We start from the raw sequence: 15,291 nt of genomic DNA on the forward strand, positions 1-15,291 counted from the left end.
AGTCCGTCCAAAATCGACCAAACCGCCGCTCAGGCGGCACAAACGGCGCGAAAATCGCTGGCAACGGCGTCTGTCCGGCGCCAAACTGCCTTCAAGCCGAAGCCTCGGCGCAGCCGAAGGCGTTGATCAGACGTTCCTTTAATGTTCACGCCAACTCGAAGCCGAGCACGAATATTCATGCGATCATTGGTCGGAACGGAGTTGGAAAGACAACGCTACTGAATGAGATGATTTTCGCGATTGTCGCATCAGATGAAAGACAGGGACGATTTGAAGAGGAGAATTGGTTTGAGCACATACCGATAAGCGACGATTTCTTTAGCAGTTTAGTTTCGATTTCTTTCAGTGCATTTGATCCTTTTTCACCTCCCCCCGACCAATCCGACCCATCAAAGGGTACTTGTTACTACTATGTGGGATTAAAGGATTATGAGGATGATGACGGGGCACTATTAAAATCGCTTTCGGACCTACAAAATGAGTTTGTTGATAGTATTGACCTTTGCTTTAGCGAATCTTCGAAGAGGCAACGTTGGCTGACGGCGGTCACGACTCTCGAATCAGATGATAATTTTGCAGAAATGGAGTTGAGACAACTGGTCGACTTGCCAGAGGAGGAGGTCGAGCCTACCGCGCGCAGACTATTCAAGAAGATGAGCTCTGGGCATGCAGTCGTTCTCTTGACACTTACGAAGCTTGTATCTCGCGTTGAAGAAAAAACGCTAGTTCTATTTGACGAACCCGAAAGCCACCTTCATCCACCCCTTCTTTCAGCTTTGGTACGGAGCCTTAGCCAGCTTCTCTTTGACCGCAATGCGGTCGCAATCGTAGCGACGCATTCACCTGTTGTACTTCAAGAGGTTCCAAAGTCATGTGTTTGGAAAATTCATCGCACCGGTTTGGCCTCATCATCGCATCGCCCTGAAAACGAAACTTTCGGAGAAAACGTCGGATTGCTAACCCGAGAGGTATTCGGGCTCGAAGTTTCGAAATCTGGATTCAATGCTCTTTTGGAAAAGGACGCAAAGATCCATGAGAGCTATGAGGATGTGATAGCAAGCTTTGACGGTCAGGTTGGTTTTGAGGGGCGAGCCATTTTGAGATCATTGTTTAGCGAAAAGGACCGCGAAGTTTAGTAATGAAAAAGATAACTACTCCGGATTTCGATTTTGATAAGTCCTTGACTACTTGTTTTCGAGGTGTTCGCAGCGCAACCCAAAAAGCCCGATATCGGGAAAACTTACTTCCGTGTGACGCGGTTGAAGCAGAGTACCATTCGTTGGCTCAACTCGGCAACCTATTTACCATTCCGAGCATACATAATGATGAGGAGAGCGACCCTGTCGCACATGCTAATCTTCGGAAGTCGGAGTTGACCAAGCTTTACAGCCAGTATTTCGTTCCCACCCAAAAGCCCGCTCGAGCGCTTTATGAAAGGCTCAAAGTTACGGCAAACGGCAAGTGTCCGCTTTGCGGGGGCATAGGACATGTTAGGACTCTTGATCACTATTTACCAAAGGCAAACTTTCCGTTGTTCTCGGTGCTTCCGGGCAACTTGGTACCGTGTTGTCGCGACTGCAATTCGGAGAAGCTTAATGCTTTTTCAACAACCCGCGGCGAGCAACCGCTTCATCCGTACTTTGACGAAGACAAGTACTTTGATGAGCAGTGGGTCAATGCAGAGGTAGTAGAATCAAACCCTCCTTCACTTTGTTTCTTTGTGGAACCTCCAGAAGGCTGGTCTCCAGATGAACGTCAACGCGTTCACGCGCATTTTCAGGAGTACGACTTGGGAGAGAAGTTTGGGACTGAAGCAGCGGCTGACTTACCAGAGACTATCCAAACACGGCAAACTACCTTAAAAGATTGCTCACCCGCTGAATTTTCCGAGTATCTAGCTGAAAAGAGTGTTACACTTGACTTTCCAATAAATAATTGGCGACGTGTCATGTTTGCTGCCCTGTCAGAATCTGCGTGGTTTTGTATGACCAATTTTTGAAAGCTCACTTTTTATTGCTTACCCGATCTATTTACCCTCCAGAATGCGTAGCATGACATGCCGTTGCCCACTATGCTGGTGATCCGCGCCCCGGCAGATCGCCGCATTCCGCCGCAGACCTGAACTGCCTGCGCGAAAATTGGCTGAACCCGCCTAACCTCGTGGACAGGGTCCCCGAGGTGGTCGAAGGCTACCTTGACCGGTTGATCCCGAAAGACGACAAGGCCGCGAAGGAACTTAGGAAGCGCACCCTGACCAACCTTTACAACGCCCGTCCCGCATGGCTGGACCACGCCCACAAGAAGTTGGATGAAGCCGTGGCAGAAGCCTACGGGTGAGGCGACGAATGGCGGGACGGTAAACTAGTGGACGACGAAGTCCTTGCGCGCCTGTTTCGACTCAATCAGGAGCGCTCAATCCTACAAGAAGCCTAAAGGCGGCGGGGGATTAGGGCCGATGGCAGACGTGTCCTGACCCCCCGCCAGTTGGCGCGGGCATTGAGAAAAACCCGGCGCTGTCTCTGTGTTCGGAGATGCCCCAATCTTAGCATAAGCTATTGAAAATCGCCAAATGTTTGGCAAAACGGGTCAGGCTTGATGGCAACTATTTTTGACCCGAATTTTGAATTTTCTGAGGGCCGATTTTATTCCGAGAAGGCGGGGGTGGTGTTCACGGCGGGACTCCCGGTGAGGATCGAGAGGCCGCAACTTTTCGGGTCGGAATCGGCGAAAAGTGTTAAACTTGGTTGCATATGCGCGGGCGGCTACTGCGCCCGTTTCTTGGGGTATGGGGGTACCACACTATGGGCCCCTAAGGCATTGCAAACACAGGTTTTTATAGAGCCGCTAACGCGGCCTTCATCGGTCAACGTGTTAACAACTAACCATTTTTCCTAGATTAACAAATTTCCAGCCGTTTCCGGCCCATATCGTCCAATGTCGAGGGTGTCGGCATCCCGGCGGGGATCGTCACCATGGGATTTATCACGCCGCCGTGAGGCGGGTCAGGGCGTTCTTAACGCTCATGGCAGCCCACGTCTTCCCGCGCGGAGTCGGGACCTTGGCACCGTTCAGGGCATCGGCAATAGCCTGATACGATGATCCGGATTCTCGCATCGGCACGATGATGGAGGAGACACGCTGTGCAGCCGCGTCAGCGGCCTGTTTGGCAGCTTCATTGCGCTTCATCGTCTTGTCGCGGAGTCCACCAAGTTTCACGCCACGGGCCTTGGCGGCGGCAAGGGCCTGCTTGGTCCTGATGCTGATGAACTCGCGCTCCTGTTCCGCCAAGGCAGCGTAGATATGGAGCTGGAACTTGTCGGCGGTGGGCATGCTTGCGACCCTTATTTTCAAGTTTTTATCGTCCATCAGGGTAGCGATGAAGCTGACCTTTCGGGACAGGCGGTCCAGTTTCGCCACCAACAATTCCGCGCCCTCTGAGCGCGCCAATTCGATAGCTTTTTGAAGCTCGGGGCGGGCGTCATTCTTGCCGCTCAGCACGTCTGTGAAGGTGTCCAGCACCTCATATGGCACGTCCGAATAGTTGTCCAAGAACAGCGCGATATCGCGGTCCTGAGCTTCCAGACCAAGCCCAGATTTGCCCTGAGCTTGCGAACTGACCCGCCGATAGATCGCGTACTTCTTGGTCATCTTGGGGCCTCCTATAAATCGTCGTTCTTCGTTGTGCTTTTTATATGACATGCGTCAGCATGATTCTCGAATTTTTTCAATGGCATGCGGGAAACGGTTCGTTTCCCGCCCGCAATACCTAAGTCTTTTAGTTGGTTATCTTTTGTATGCCATTGTATACTTTTGGCGAGTTGCGGTCGCTGAGGCGTGTGGCGGCTGGGATGCATTTTCAGGAGCCGGCGATCAACTGTCGATTGCAGCCTTCACCTCATCCAGAGTGATAGGGCGGGAATAGTGCCACTCCAATAGCTTGAAGCCGTTCGCTTGCAGGATCGCGCGTTTGCGCTCATCGCGAGCCTTCGTCGCGGCAAACCCCTCTTCACCACCGAAAACCGCAACTGCGTGGTAATGCTGTTCCCCTTGGTACTCGATAGCCAATCCCAAAGAAGGCAAGTACACATCCACTGACTGTAAGCCCAGAAAGGCTGGCCGCCACTGATGTATTGCATCTGGGTATAGAGAGCTAATGAGGTCAAATAGCGCAGCCTCTGATGCCCAACCGCGTCCTATTTCCGGGATCGACCGTTCCCGTCGAAAAGCGTCCTCAGCAAGGACCATTTCCGGCCTAAGCCATCTCAATAGAAGATCGAGGGAGCCAGAAGCCAAATCCGGGTTCCAGACAAAAATTCGTCCACGGGGACGGACGGGGTGTCCATACGCTTCAAATTGGCGGAAATAGTGCGTGCGTGTCGCAGGCCAGTCTTTCAGAGGTGGCGTGCTTCGCTTCAGCGTATCCGGGTCATCTGCGTACGCGTTGTATCCACCTGTACCAAAGGGATAGACGTCAGGGATCGGGCCTGCCTCTGACAGCTCATAGTCGAGAATAGCAATGTAGGCGTCGAATTCCTCTTCAAGGCGCGTTCGAATTGCAGAACCTGCTATGTACTTCCGCGCGAGGTAGCGCACATCATCTCCGCGCAGGGTCTCCCCTAGCAAGAACTTCAGGTACATTACCTCGTCGAACAACAGTTCCCGGTCAGATTTCGGGAGAGAGTCGACGAGGGATAAGGCAATATCAAGGCGGTTTGCGTCGGTGTGAGCGAGGATTTCTTGATATCGCTCATCGGGGTCCCACGGCAAGCTCTCAGGGATAGGCGGCCAAATTTCAGGCAGCTCTATGGTTGGATCAAGTTGCCCACGACGCAGACTCCAGTGGTATAGGCGTGCATTGAAGTTGTCGTCTCGTATCCTACGCCAAGGAGACCTTGGGTCCTGCCACCCCGGTTCTGTCACAAGTGCTCCGTCCGCTCCGATGTATCCCGAGAAGCTGCCTGATTTTGAAACTTTCGGGCCGAGTCCCTCGGACCCGGTCGCTTCAATCAGGCGTTCGAAAAACTGTGTTCGACTACCTGATACCGCGACGGAAAGCAGAACGTCGCCATTTGGTGCCGCTTGTCGGGACATCGCATCTGCATAGTTCGCCAACACCGCAGACTTCTCCCGACGCAGTGATCCGCTTTCAAGAAAGTGAACACGGTGCGATAGATGGTTCGGAAACTGCGGATACTTCAGCGGGACTGGATCGGCAGGATTCTTGCGCCGCCGTTTTGGTGGAGGTTCGGGTCCAAATAGGTCCAACTCATCGCGGTGTAACGCCGCCAGCTCAGCGAAATGCTTGGCCTCATCGTTTCCATTTGCTCGTCGCGCGCAAAGAGTCTTGTAGTACTTCGCCCGAGTCTCAAGGTCTTTTCGGAAGAATTCGCGTTCCGTGCGGTTGCGCAGAGTAGCAGCGACGTTGCGCACTTCAATTCGGTATTGCTCGATGCCCTCCGGGCCAGAACGACATTTCGGGGCTTTTGGTAGCATTTTACACCTTAAACAATGCGTCGTTTGATCGAACTAAAGCGGATCACGTTGCCATCTGTCAAAGCGCGGACCAAGCTGAGCGGCGAGAGTGACCCGACATGACCCGACACTGACCCGACTATGTCGGGTCACGTCAAACCCCTTATTTTCTTGACCATTTCGGCCTTCTGACCCGACAACCCGACACCTTCTTTTATTTGGTAGAAAATAGAAAGAAATAGGTATCAGGACAGGGGCATCCCCCCGCTATCTGATCTGGGCCGGGTTTTGCCTGAGTAGTCGGGTCAGTCGGGTCAAAGTCGGGCCTTCACCCCCATCTTGAGCCGGGGGTATCCCGAACCTCCAAGCAACCTCCAAGGCCTTGGAGGCGTTTTTTCTCAACTATACTTGGTTCAAACGCATCTACCTCCAAACCTCCAAGCAAATCGCCCCCCGCTGGAAATCGGGCGGGGACACACACACCCCTTTCCCTTGGTGTGTGTGTCCCTTCATAAATATTTTTGACTAGATTCTCTTGGAGGTATGGAGGTAGGGCCGTTTGACCCTTATAAATAAGGCCAAAAGTGCCTCCAAGGGCGTTGGAGGCTTGGAGGCACTTTTGGAGGTTGGTTGGAGGTTGTGGAGGCAACCGCCGGAATCACCCGCCCATGAAGGCCTTATCCACCTCCCCACCCAAGACCTCGGGCGGGAATTGCCAGAACCGAACGTCCTTGTGCCCGCCACACCGCCCGCGCTTGGTTTCGATCTCCACGCCGAACAGTCGTTTGATCATCCCTTCCACGTCCGAGTCCTCGGCATTGTGCTTGTTCCCGGCGGCGGCGATGAACGTCCGGAAGGCCGATACGGGAACCCGCAGCCCACCAGCATCTGCGCTAAAGGTCTCCTCGAGTCCATCAACCCAGAGGGCCGCTTCACGGTCGCGCAAAACGGTCAGAAGGCGTCGGACGGCGGGCCGCATGGAATGCCACGCCATAACCCGGCGTTCGGGGGTCTCGGGTGCGGTTCGGACGTCTGCCCAGCTCATGCCCGCTGACGCGGGCTGCCACCGTTCCAGATACCCCAGCAGCATCGCCATTTCCTCGCCTTCTATGGCGGCGGTCAGCTCCTCGAAATACTCGGTTTCCCCCTTCCGGTCAGGATTGAACCTCAGGACGAAATAGCGCCGCTCCGACCCGTTGTTTTCGATCAGGACCGGGACCGCCTCATTCGAGTCAAAGTAGTACCGGGTATATGAAGGCACCGTGACGATGCTCAGCCCTTTCGCCTCAACCGGGATCGACACGGAGTCGATCTGCGCTTTCAAGGTGCTGGCAATCTTGGGGTCCGCACCGAACACCGCCTCGTTGACCTGCACCAGCACACACTTGCTGATATGTTCCCCGGCAAACTGCCCCAGAACATGCTTTTCATTCTCAAGCTGCTTGAAGTGCGGCAAGGTCAGCTTGGCCAGCAATGCCCCGAACCGGCCTTTACCGATACCGCCCTCTCCAACGCCAATGACCGCCGTGCCCGGTTTTTCGCCGGGACGCTGGACCATATGCGCCATCCATAGAGTCAGCCATTTCAGCTTGTCTGAATCCCCGTCGCAGACGGTTTCGAGCATGAATTCATGCAAGGTCGGGAAATCGCGGCGATCACCATGCACACCAGTGCGCCGCCCCAACTTACGCCCCTGATACATATTGAAATCGTTTTCACCCGGCATCGCGGGGGGTGGGGCAAACACAAGCCCGCTCTTCCTCTTTGCCGTCTCCAAGAACGTCTGCGCCGGGTTCACAAGCTTCTCGCCATCCCCAATCTGCCGATCAAGATGTAGATTCAGAAAATCTTCCTTCCGGTAGACGGCAATGGTGGAGTCGAAATCGGAGTTGAAGGCGTTCAAGTCCGGCTTCCGGACGATCCGAAATTGCCCACCCAGATCGCAGGGCGCAAACCGGTGGCCAAGGGTGGCCAGCGCCGTTTCCATGTCATCCCCAAGCGGCTCGGCGGGGTCCAGACTGACGTTTGCAGGCACCCCGTTCGCGAGGGCCTCGGTATGGTTGGCTTGCCGTTCCTCGGCCTTCTCGGCGGCGGATGCTTTTTTCTCGGCATCGCGCATTTCCCGCCCCCGGCGCTCCGCGTGCTTACGCCCATTGGCATCAAGATACGTCTTTATCAACTCAGCCCATTTGGCGGCGGCATCACTGCGTAGTCCTGCCTTGACAATCCCGGCGTAGATCGCGGCGAAGTGGTCTTCGCCCGCGTTAGCGGGCAGGGCCTTGAATGCTCGTTTCACGGCGGTCGGTGTCTTGTGCCAGCCGATCCTGATCTCTTCCTCGACGTAGTCGCCCCGGTTCACCGTGACCACCTCACCATCCATCTCGGACGGATAGAAGATCGGGTCACACAGCAGCGCCGAAAAGGAGTGCCCATCGGGCAGGTCGGTTTGCTCTTCGATCAGGCGCAGGAAGTCGCAGGTGTAGAGGTGGTCACAGTGGGCGTGGTGGCAATAGATGATCCCACTTGAGTCTGACCCCTCCCCTTCAGCCGCCCATGCCGCATCATCGCCGGATGTATGGGCGGCGGCATTGGGGCAGAGGATATCAACCCCGCGCCCCGCGTCACCGCGAACATCCCAGCCAACCATTTCCAGAAAATCGGGCAGGAAAAAGTTCTGCCCATGATCTTGCGCCCATGCCAAAAGGTCGAATCCATCAGACAGAAACGCCGGTTCCCCGGCGTCTGATACACCGCCCCGCTTCACGCCGGACGGTCCCTGCCGGGTATACTTGCTGACATCCCCGGCGGGCATGTCGTCCAGCGTCACCCCCCGGCCTGCGAGGATGTAGTGCTCATATTCCGCCCCTTCCGGGCGAGCAGGCATATACATCAGTTGAGACGGCAACCGCCCCTTCGCGTCGATCTCGCCGGGGATCAGGTGCTCACATAGACCGATGTATCGTGATTGCCATTCGGCGTACCGGGCTTCCCATGCCTCAGGATTGTCTTCACGCCTGCCCAGTTCAAACGGTTCCTCAAGCGGCAGAATGACCCGGAACCGCGCTTTTCCCGGCCCGCCTTTGATCGTATGCGAAAAGGTCGAATACACCACTGCAAACAGACCCATCCCCCGGAGGCGCGCCACTACAGGCGCAACAGCGCACCCCCCATCAACATCAATGGCGACGGCATAGACGGTGCGGAGCTTGGCCTTGAGCTTATACATGTAGCGCCAGCCATCTTGTGTCCGCTTCCCGGTCAGGTCAGACGCCGCGAAGAACATCGCGCTCCCGCCCTTGTCCGCCCGTTCGGGGTGGTTGCCCATCAGCTTCACCACATCGTCCCACGTGCCCTCAAACCTTATCCAGCGATCCCCCATGACGCGCGGGGCGTGGGTGGTCGTGCCGACAACCGCCGTGGTGTTCAACAGCGCCTCACATTCGGGCGCGGCCAGATCACCAATTACCGTCGCGGCCCCGACATTTTTTATCTTGGGCCGGGTGAGCTTAACCACGTTACCGTCGCAGGTGCGGTCGTACATCCACAGGGGCGGCTCGGGGTGGTTCGGGTGATCCTCGGGGGCGTCCAACAACATCCGTTCAAACTGGTCGTCGTCCAGCCCCGCCTTGATCCATGCATCCGTCATCACAGCCATCTCAATTCTTCTCCATTATCGTTATTCTCAGGCCGCTTTATTCATGGCGACCGCCTGCATTTTTGTCGTCAGATCGAAGATCATTCGTTCCGTCGCCTCGGTGATGGGCTGCAAGGTTACCTGCAATAGCTCGTCAGCCATTGTGATAAGTGCGGCCTCTCGTTTCTCGTCCTCGCCCATATTGTCGCTCCTGATTACTAATCGTCATTATTGACGTGCACAGCTCTAGCCCGCTTTCATTTGATTCCGCAAGTGATTCTTTTTGCACACTAAATTCAGCTTGAAGCGAAAAAACCTAATGCAACAGTCAGCAAAAACAGCATCTTGTGTCGGAATCTGTGATCGGCACTATTCCAATTATGCTTCAAGCTGAATTTACGGTCCGGTGACAGTCTGTTTCCTAGAATCGCCGGGAACGATTGATAATTACGCTTGAAGCCAAATTGATAATTAACGTGAATTGAAAAATTTAGCTTGAAGCGGAATTATGCAGTTGCGCATAACTGACCACGGTCTTCAGCCGGTCCCATTTGATTCTGAGTCGAATCTTGGATTCATCCCCGGCGGGGGACCGTGACCCTGTCCACCATCCCCCGTGTCGTGGGCGAGGATCAGGGGCGAACCCGGCCCCGGTGAGGGCGGATTCTGCATCCTCGCCAAGGATACGACGCAGGCGCTCCATGTCGCTCTTGGTGATGTAGTACCCGCCGAGACCCCAACGGTGGTGATCGTGGGACCACATAGTGGCGTGCAGCATCCGTTCTGCTTCCCCGGCGAGGGTGCCGGGCGGGTTCGTGAGGGCAAACTTTGCCATGTCTTTTTCCATTCTTGAGGGGGTGATAGACCCGGCGCGGGTGGAGAAGACCCCGCGCCGGGGGGTGGCGGTGTTACCCGCCCTCGGGGAACTCAACCGCGAGCTGTGCGGATACTGAGCGCTCCACCTCGGCTCGGTTCTTGTAAAAGATATCTTTGCCCAACCGGCGGCGGGCACTGGCCCAGAGCTGCACCCGTCGGTAGTAACGCGCCCGCGCCTTGTGGAAACTGTGATCCATCACGCGGCCTCCTCAAACATGCGGCTGAGGCCCTTGCCCCGCCCCTTCCGGTCAATAAAAGCAAGCGATTTCAACATCTTGGCGACGCTACCCACGGAATCCGCCGCCGTTTCTCGGTAATAATCGACGTAGTCGCGTACGGGCAGGTAGCCCTGACCGATGGCTTCAAACTCTGCGCTGATGACTTTCACAAGATCATCCCTGCATCGGTAGGGGATGGGGTCCATGGGGACGCTATCGGCAACTATATAGCATCGGGCCTCCCCACCATCGGGCGTAGGCTGTAGAAGATCGGTCTCCACGTCCCGGCCTTTTGAAAAAAAGAACCCATCTGCGAATACATAAAGTGGTGCGTGGTTCATCGCCGCGCCCCCCTCTGGGAAGCGTCCTCAGCGATACCACGCAGGCGATTCCGCTTGCGTTGTGAGGGGGATAGGGGGGCGGGCCGGGATTCCGGCGCAGGAGACTCGCTGAGACGTGCCAGCAACTGGGCGTATGCGGCGTGGGTCAGGACATGGCCCGTGGGGATGAAGCGCCACCCTACGCCCACCTCTAGGAACAGGCCTTCAACCACTCCTCCGTGGTCCCGCCGGATGATTTTTTCGACATCACTCAGAGTCACACCAGCCCCCATTTTCGGGCCAGCCGCAGCCGGGTCTGGTGGTCACCCACGTCCTTGAGCATCCTCAGCTTTTCGTCGCGATCTTCTGCGGCGGCGGGGGGCGTTGCCAGCCCAAGTTCCCGCGCGCGGGACAGACGGGCGGCGGAGTCGGCCCCCCGATGCTCAGGGCGCACCTTGTCCCGACCCCGATAGAGGTCCGAAAGCGCGGCACTACGCGCCTCTTCGTTTCCCTCTTCAATAGCGCGCCGGGTCGCCACATCCGACATGGCGGGAAGGGCCAACAGCTCGCGCTGATAGGCTTCTTCGTCTAGCTCCGCCCCCAGCGTTGCGTTACGCACCTCGCGAAGATTTAGGACGTCTTCCGGCTCAAGCGTTACGCCCTGCCCACGGGCATCGGCGATAGCCCGCTGCGCCAGTTCCGACCAGCGCGCGGATAGCGGCTCGGAAGCCTGTACGATGTTGGTGAAGGTAGTGTGATCCGCCATTAGCAGGCCTCCTGAAGATTGGTGTGGTGATCGAGGGCCGCGCAGTTGCACGAGACCGCGAAGGCGGGGGCGAGAGTGTCCACGTCCGGTGGGGTGCCGCCTTTCAGTACCCACGCCAGAATGGGCGGGCAGAGCGCGAGTAGTTCGCGTAGTGGCGGCAGGTTCCGCACAATGGTGGGGGTGCATAGGCGGCTATTTCCGACCGACACGACGAAGGAATTCTGAGCGGCGCGCAAGCGGTTGCGCATGGCTTCGGTCGGAAGCCAATCTGAGAATCCCTGCGCGGTTGTCAGGGCCTCAGCTTCAACGTGAAGCCCGCAAGATAGATCGTGGGCAGACCCTGCCAACTTCGCCGCGCCGGACTCCAGTTCCTTTGCCCTGAGTGTCTGAACGGCGGTGGCAAGATGGTAATAGCGCCGCCCGCTTTCGCGGGGTGGGGTGATGTAGGGAACGCCCTTCAAGCGGCGGCTAACGGTCGCTTCCGACACGCCAGCGGCGGCGCAATAGTCTTGAATCGTGATGTACACGCCTGTTTTTCCTCAATTTACAGGAAATTCTGTTGCATTGCGACTTTATACTTGCATTATATGTCAGAATATTGCAGCGAGTCAAGATTGCGAACGGGTCACGGTGATTCGATACCAAGGTGGCCACGCGGGGAAGCCCCGCTAACGCGGGCCACGGTGGACACGACAAGCCCGCTAACGCGGAGGCACGGTAGAACGACACGGCACCCCGTTAACGCGGGGATGATCACCACGGCACGGATAAGCGGGCACGCGCAGGCATGGCGGGCAGGATCGCCATGGGCACGGCGCGGCTAGGCGGAACCATCACGAGCGCGGCGGGCGGGCAGGATATCACCACGGCCCCGGCGCAGGACGCAGGCAGTGAGCGCGGCGCGCTACCATGGTGGGGGGGGCAGAATAGTGGCACGGTAGCGTGAGGGCAGGACGCCCCTGCCCCGCGTTAGCGGGGATGAAGGGCAATGCACGTTGCTCGCCCGGATTGGCGGGTCGTGAAGTTGCGGGCAGGCCTTTCTGCAGCCGGGAATCAAGGACGGCAGCACTGCTACAGTAGCGAAGCTTCGCGTAGCAGAATCGTAGCAGTAGCAGCTAGGCCGAAGAAGCTGTCCTCAAAGCGATACGATTTTCGTAGTGATTTCAAATTGGTGCGGGTGAGAGGACTCGAACCTCCACGCCAAAGGCGCCAGAACCTAAATCTGGTGCGTCTACCAGTTCCGCCACACCCGCATTGCGCCGCTCTCTAGCAAAGCCCGGGCGCTTAGGCGAGACCCAAATGCCACCCTGTCAGACCCTCCGGGCAGTTTTCGCTTGGGCAAATTTCGGCCTTGGGTTAACCTGATCCCAATAAAACACGGGTCCATAATGGGCCAGGCACGAGCAGGACAGGCATCATGGCACAGTCTCACGGGCCCGCATCCGGCGGCACCGCATCCGTATTCGCAGGCGCGGGCCTGCCGATGGGCACCACGATCTACACGCTGGCGGGCGCGCTGCCGGTCGAGGCGCTCTATCCCGGCGACCGCGTGATCACCCGCGATGCGGGCGCGCAGACGCTGCTGGATATTCGCCGCCGCCCGGTTCCGGCGGGCACGGCCATGGTCCGCATCACCGGCGACGCGCTTGGCGGCAAGCCGACGCAGCCGACCATCCTGCCCGGTCATCAACGCGTGCTGATCCGCGACTGGCGGGCGCAGGCGCTCTATGGCACGCCGACCGCGCGGGTGCCGCTGTCGCGCCTTGTGGATGGGGACTTCGTCGCCTGGACGGATGAGCGGCCAGAGGCGCTGCTCACCCTGCATTTCGCCCATCCCCACATCATCTATGCCAATGGGCTGGAGCTGTTCAGCGCCGATCCGGTGCCAGCAGACGCCTGAAGACGGCGGGAAGCTGCTCCGGCAGATCCTCGGCAATCAGGCCGGGGCCGACCTCCAGCGCCGCCTCAAGATGCAGCGCAGCGCCGGTCATCGCGGCCTGCATCGGGGCCAGCTTTCGCGCCAACAGGCCGGTGATGATCCCCGCCAGCACGTCCCCCGCCCCCGCCGTCGCCAGCCAGGGCGCGGCACGGTCATATGTGGCGGCGTTGAGCGCGGTGCGCCCCTCGGGTGAGGCGATCACGGTGTCCGGCCCTTTCAGCAGCACGATACAGCCCGCCCGCGCCGCCGCCTCGCGCACCGCGTCCACCTTGGAGAAGGCCGGGCCTGCCTTTGGCTTGTCGCGCAGCCTGTCCGAGAGATCGGGGAAGAGCCGGGCAAATTCACCTTCATGCGGGGTCAGGATCACATCCGGGTGCAGCATGTCGAAAAGCGCGTCCGGATCCTCGGCAAAGGCTGTCAGCGCATCGGCATCCAGAACCATGGGACGGGGTTTGACCCCGCCGCACGCCACCTGCACCAGCGCCTTGGCCCGCTCAAGCCCCAGGCCGGGCCCCAGGCATAGCGCGTTGATCCGGTCGTCTTCCAGAAGCGCCGCCAACCCTTCCGCATCCTCGCATTTGCGCAGCATGATCGCGGTCAATTGCGTGGCGCATTCCATCATCGCCGATCCCGGTGCGGCCACCGTCACCAGACCCGCACCCACCCGGAGCGCGCCGCGCGCCGCCAGCCGCGCCGCCCCCGACCTGCCCATCGGACCCGACAGCACGACCGCGTGGCCGTGGCTGTATTTCTGCCCCTGCGCGCCCTTGTCGATCTGCGGCGAAACCCGGCAGGGCGAGACCAGCGGCCCCAGTTTCAGCCCCGCCGGCCCCGGCCTGTTGCGCGGCCCCTGCCCCGAAAAGCGCGGCTCCAGCCCGATATCCTTGAGGCGCAGTTTTCCACAGGCAATCGGCCCCGAGGCCAGGTAATGGCCGATCCGCGCGCGATGGAACGTGACCGTCAGATCGGCATTGGGCACGCCCGCCGCGCTGTCGATCAGAAGCCGCCCGCTATCCATGCACAGCCCCGTCGGCGCGTCGATGGCAAGGGCGCGGCAGGTCCGCCGCCGCCTGCCCCAACCGCGCACCATCGGATCGACCACCTCATCCGCCACGGGCCGGGTCAGACCGGCCCCGAAGACCGCATCGACGCAGAGATCGGCCTCGGCCCCGATGATGGCGTCGGCGTCCCAGGCCGCGACCGCGCCCATGTCGCACCAGCGGTCATGGTTCGCCTTCGCATCCGGCGGCAGCTTGTCGGCATCGCCGAATAGAAACACCTCCACCTGCCACCCGGCCCCGCGCAGCAGGCGCGCCACGACGAACCCGTCGCCGCCATTGTTCCCCGGCCCGCAGAGCACCAGCGCCCGCTGCGGGGCCGCCGCGAAATCGGGCCATTCCTCATACGCGGCCTCGACCACGCCGCGCCCTGCACGCTCCATCAACTCCAGCCCGGTGACCGGGCCGCCCTCTATCGCGGCGTGCTCGACCCTGCGCATCTGCGCCGCCGTCAAAAGCTCCATTCCGCACCTCGCTTTACAAACTGCCCGCTTTCTGTGCGCTTTGCACAATTTTTGTGCGCCAGCTCCGGTTTCCTCCGATCCGCCGCGCAACTCTCACGCTAGCCGATTGCCCCTTGCAAGGGAACGTGGTGTCAGAGGCCCAAGAGACGGGCGCGGAGGAGACATGTCATGAAAAAGATCGAAGCCATCATCAAACCCTTCAAGCTCGACGAGGTGAAGGAAGCGTTGCAGGAGATCGGCATCCAGGGCCTCAGCGTCACCGAGGTCAAGGGCTTCGGCCGCCAGAAGGGCCATACCGAGCTGTATCGCGGGGCCGAATATGTCGTCGATTTCCTGCCCAAGGTGAAGATCGAGGTGGTGCTGTCCGACGACATGGTCGATGGCGCCATCGAGGCCATCGTCGAGGCCGCCCGCACCGACAAGATCGGCGACGGCAAGATCTTCGTCTCGCCCGTCGAACAGGCGATCCGCATCCGCACCGGTGAATCCGGCGAAGACGCGCTTTGAACACATCCAGAAGACCACGCATCAAGGATACCAGATA

Annotated in this window: 16 protein-coding genes and 1 tRNA gene; 6 read left to right on the plus strand and 11 right to left on the minus strand. The window is 58.6% G+C overall.

Annotated elements, in window-relative coordinates:
• The 3 genes from AC13C7_RS08310 to AC13C7_RS08320 all read left to right on the plus strand — a co-directional run.
• A partial coding sequence (locus AC13C7_RS08310) for an AAA family ATPase (RefSeq protein ID WP_482867180.1) occupies window positions 1–1,136 on the plus strand: 1,136 nt, incomplete at its 5' end.
• A gap of 2 nt (window positions 1,137–1,138) precedes the next feature.
• Window positions 1,139–1,999, plus strand: coding sequence for an HNH endonuclease (locus AC13C7_RS08315; RefSeq protein WP_482867181.1), 861 nt, complete (start codon window positions 1,139–1,141; stop codon window positions 1,997–1,999).
• A 161-nt stretch (window positions 2,000–2,160) separates the two neighbouring features.
• Window positions 2,161–2,337: a hypothetical protein gene (locus tag AC13C7_RS08320; protein ID WP_482867182.1), complete on the plus strand. Its 177-nt coding sequence runs from the start codon at window positions 2,161–2,163 to the stop codon at window positions 2,335–2,337.
• Window positions 2,338–2,982: 645 nt separating this feature from the next.
• Here the strand turns inward: AC13C7_RS08320 and AC13C7_RS08325 are convergent.
• From AC13C7_RS08325 to AC13C7_RS08365, 9 genes are all read right to left on the minus strand, one after another.
• Window positions 2,983–3,648, minus strand: a complete 666-nt coding sequence (locus tag AC13C7_RS08325; protein WP_482867183.1) for a recombinase family protein — start codon at window positions 3,646–3,648, stop codon at window positions 2,983–2,985.
• A 222-nt stretch (window positions 3,649–3,870) separates the two neighbouring features.
• On the minus strand, window positions 3,871–5,493 hold the full coding sequence (locus AC13C7_RS08330) for a hypothetical protein (RefSeq protein WP_482867184.1): 1,623 nt from the start codon (window positions 5,491–5,493) through the stop codon (window positions 3,871–3,873).
• Between the two features lie 637 nt (window positions 5,494–6,130).
• Window positions 6,131–9,127, minus strand: a complete 2,997-nt coding sequence (locus AC13C7_RS08335; RefSeq protein ID WP_482867185.1) for a primase-helicase family protein — start codon at window positions 9,125–9,127, stop codon at window positions 6,131–6,133.
• Between the two features lie 27 nt (window positions 9,128–9,154).
• Window positions 9,155–9,307, minus strand: coding sequence for a hypothetical protein (locus AC13C7_RS08340; protein ID WP_482867186.1), 153 nt, complete (start codon window positions 9,305–9,307; stop codon window positions 9,155–9,157).
• Window positions 9,308–9,596: 289 nt separating this feature from the next.
• Window positions 9,597–9,953: a hypothetical protein gene (locus tag AC13C7_RS08345; RefSeq protein WP_482867187.1), complete on the minus strand. Its 357-nt coding sequence runs from the start codon at window positions 9,951–9,953 to the stop codon at window positions 9,597–9,599.
• Between the two features lie 61 nt (window positions 9,954–10,014).
• On the minus strand, window positions 10,015–10,179 hold the full coding sequence (locus tag AC13C7_RS08350) for a hypothetical protein (protein WP_482867188.1): 165 nt from the start codon (window positions 10,177–10,179) through the stop codon (window positions 10,015–10,017).
• Complete coding sequence (locus tag AC13C7_RS08355; RefSeq protein WP_482867189.1) at window positions 10,179–10,406, minus strand: hypothetical protein; 228 nt, start codon at window positions 10,404–10,406, stop codon at window positions 10,179–10,181. Before AC13C7_RS08355 ends, AC13C7_RS08350 begins: the two co-directional genes overlap by 1 nt.
• Before the next feature lie 391 nt (window positions 10,407–10,797).
• Window positions 10,798–11,286, minus strand: coding sequence for a hypothetical protein (locus AC13C7_RS08360; protein WP_482867190.1), 489 nt, complete (start codon window positions 11,284–11,286; stop codon window positions 10,798–10,800).
• Window positions 11,286–11,813, minus strand: coding sequence for a helix-turn-helix domain-containing protein (locus AC13C7_RS08365; RefSeq protein WP_482867191.1), 528 nt, complete (start codon window positions 11,811–11,813; stop codon window positions 11,286–11,288). Before AC13C7_RS08365 ends, AC13C7_RS08360 begins: the two co-directional genes overlap by 1 nt.
• Before the next feature lie 260 nt (window positions 11,814–12,073).
• Here AC13C7_RS08365 and AC13C7_RS08370 point away from each other — a divergent pair, with 260 nt between their 5' ends.
• A complete protein-coding gene (locus tag AC13C7_RS08370; RefSeq protein WP_482867192.1) occupies window positions 12,074–12,232 on the plus strand; it encodes a hypothetical protein in 159 nt (52 codons plus the stop codon).
• A 223-nt stretch (window positions 12,233–12,455) separates the two neighbouring features.
• Here AC13C7_RS08370 and AC13C7_RS08375 read toward each other — a convergent pair.
• Window positions 12,456–12,539 (minus strand) — tRNA-Leu (locus AC13C7_RS08375).
• Window positions 12,540–12,703: 164 nt separating this feature from the next.
• On the opposite strand from AC13C7_RS08375, the gene AC13C7_RS08380 reads away from it, so the two are divergent.
• Entirely contained in the window at window positions 12,704–13,186 is a 483-nt protein-coding gene (locus AC13C7_RS08380) for a Hint domain-containing protein (RefSeq protein WP_482867193.1), read from the plus strand.
• Here the strand turns inward: AC13C7_RS08380 and AC13C7_RS08385 are convergent.
• A complete protein-coding gene (locus AC13C7_RS08385; protein ID WP_482867194.1) occupies window positions 13,155–14,747 on the minus strand; it encodes an NAD(P)H-hydrate dehydratase in 1,593 nt (530 codons plus the stop codon). The two genes, AC13C7_RS08380 and AC13C7_RS08385, sit on opposite strands and share 32 nt — an antisense overlap.
• Before the next feature lie 168 nt (window positions 14,748–14,915).
• Here AC13C7_RS08385 and AC13C7_RS08390 point away from each other — a divergent pair, with 168 nt between their 5' ends.
• Window positions 14,916–15,254, plus strand: a complete 339-nt coding sequence (locus AC13C7_RS08390) for a P-II family nitrogen regulator (RefSeq protein ID WP_172317586.1) — start codon at window positions 14,916–14,918, stop codon at window positions 15,252–15,254.
• Window positions 15,255–15,291: the final 37 nt, after the last annotated feature.

The sequence above is a fragment of the Alterinioella sp. B-7 genome (assembly GCF_056857775.1).

What these genes read in the sequence shown, in the direction of transcription:
- AC13C7_RS08315 (WP_482867181.1), top strand. Translation starts at nt 1,139, where the DNA reads ATGAAAAAGATAACTACTCCGGATTTCGATTTTGATAAGTCCTTGACT.
- AC13C7_RS08325 (WP_482867183.1), bottom strand. Translation starts at nt 3,648, where the DNA reads ATGACCAAGAAGTACGCGATCTATCGGCGGGTCAGTTCGCAAGCTCAG.
- AC13C7_RS08330 (WP_482867184.1), bottom strand. Translation starts at nt 5,493, where the DNA reads ATGCTACCAAAAGCCCCGAAATGTCGTTCTGGCCCGGAGGGCATCGAG.
- AC13C7_RS08335 (WP_482867185.1), bottom strand. Translation starts at nt 9,127, where the DNA reads ATGGCTGTGATGACGGATGCATGGATCAAGGCGGGGCTGGACGACGAC.
- AC13C7_RS08340 (WP_482867186.1), bottom strand. Translation starts at nt 9,307, where the DNA reads ATGGGCGAGGACGAGAAACGAGAGGCCGCACTTATCACAATGGCTGAC.
- AC13C7_RS08345 (WP_482867187.1), bottom strand. Translation starts at nt 9,953, where the DNA reads ATGGAAAAAGACATGGCAAAGTTTGCCCTCACGAACCCGCCCGGCACC.
- AC13C7_RS08350 (WP_482867188.1), bottom strand. Translation starts at nt 10,179, where the DNA reads ATGGATCACAGTTTCCACAAGGCGCGGGCGCGTTACTACCGACGGGTG.
- AC13C7_RS08355 (WP_482867189.1), bottom strand. Translation starts at nt 10,406, where the DNA reads ATGGACCCCATCCCCTACCGATGCAGGGATGATCTTGTGAAAGTCATC.
- AC13C7_RS08360 (WP_482867190.1), bottom strand. Translation starts at nt 11,286, where the DNA reads ATGGCGGATCACACTACCTTCACCAACATCGTACAGGCTTCCGAGCCG.
- AC13C7_RS08370 (WP_482867192.1), top strand. Translation starts at nt 12,074, where the DNA reads ATGGCGGGCAGGATCGCCATGGGCACGGCGCGGCTAGGCGGAACCATC.
- AC13C7_RS08380 (WP_482867193.1), top strand. Translation starts at nt 12,704, where the DNA reads ATGGCACAGTCTCACGGGCCCGCATCCGGCGGCACCGCATCCGTATTC.
- AC13C7_RS08385 (WP_482867194.1), bottom strand. Translation starts at nt 14,747, where the DNA reads ATGGAGCTTTTGACGGCGGCGCAGATGCGCAGGGTCGAGCACGCCGCG.
- AC13C7_RS08390 (WP_172317586.1), top strand. Translation starts at nt 14,916, where the DNA reads ATGAAAAAGATCGAAGCCATCATCAAACCCTTCAAGCTCGACGAGGTG.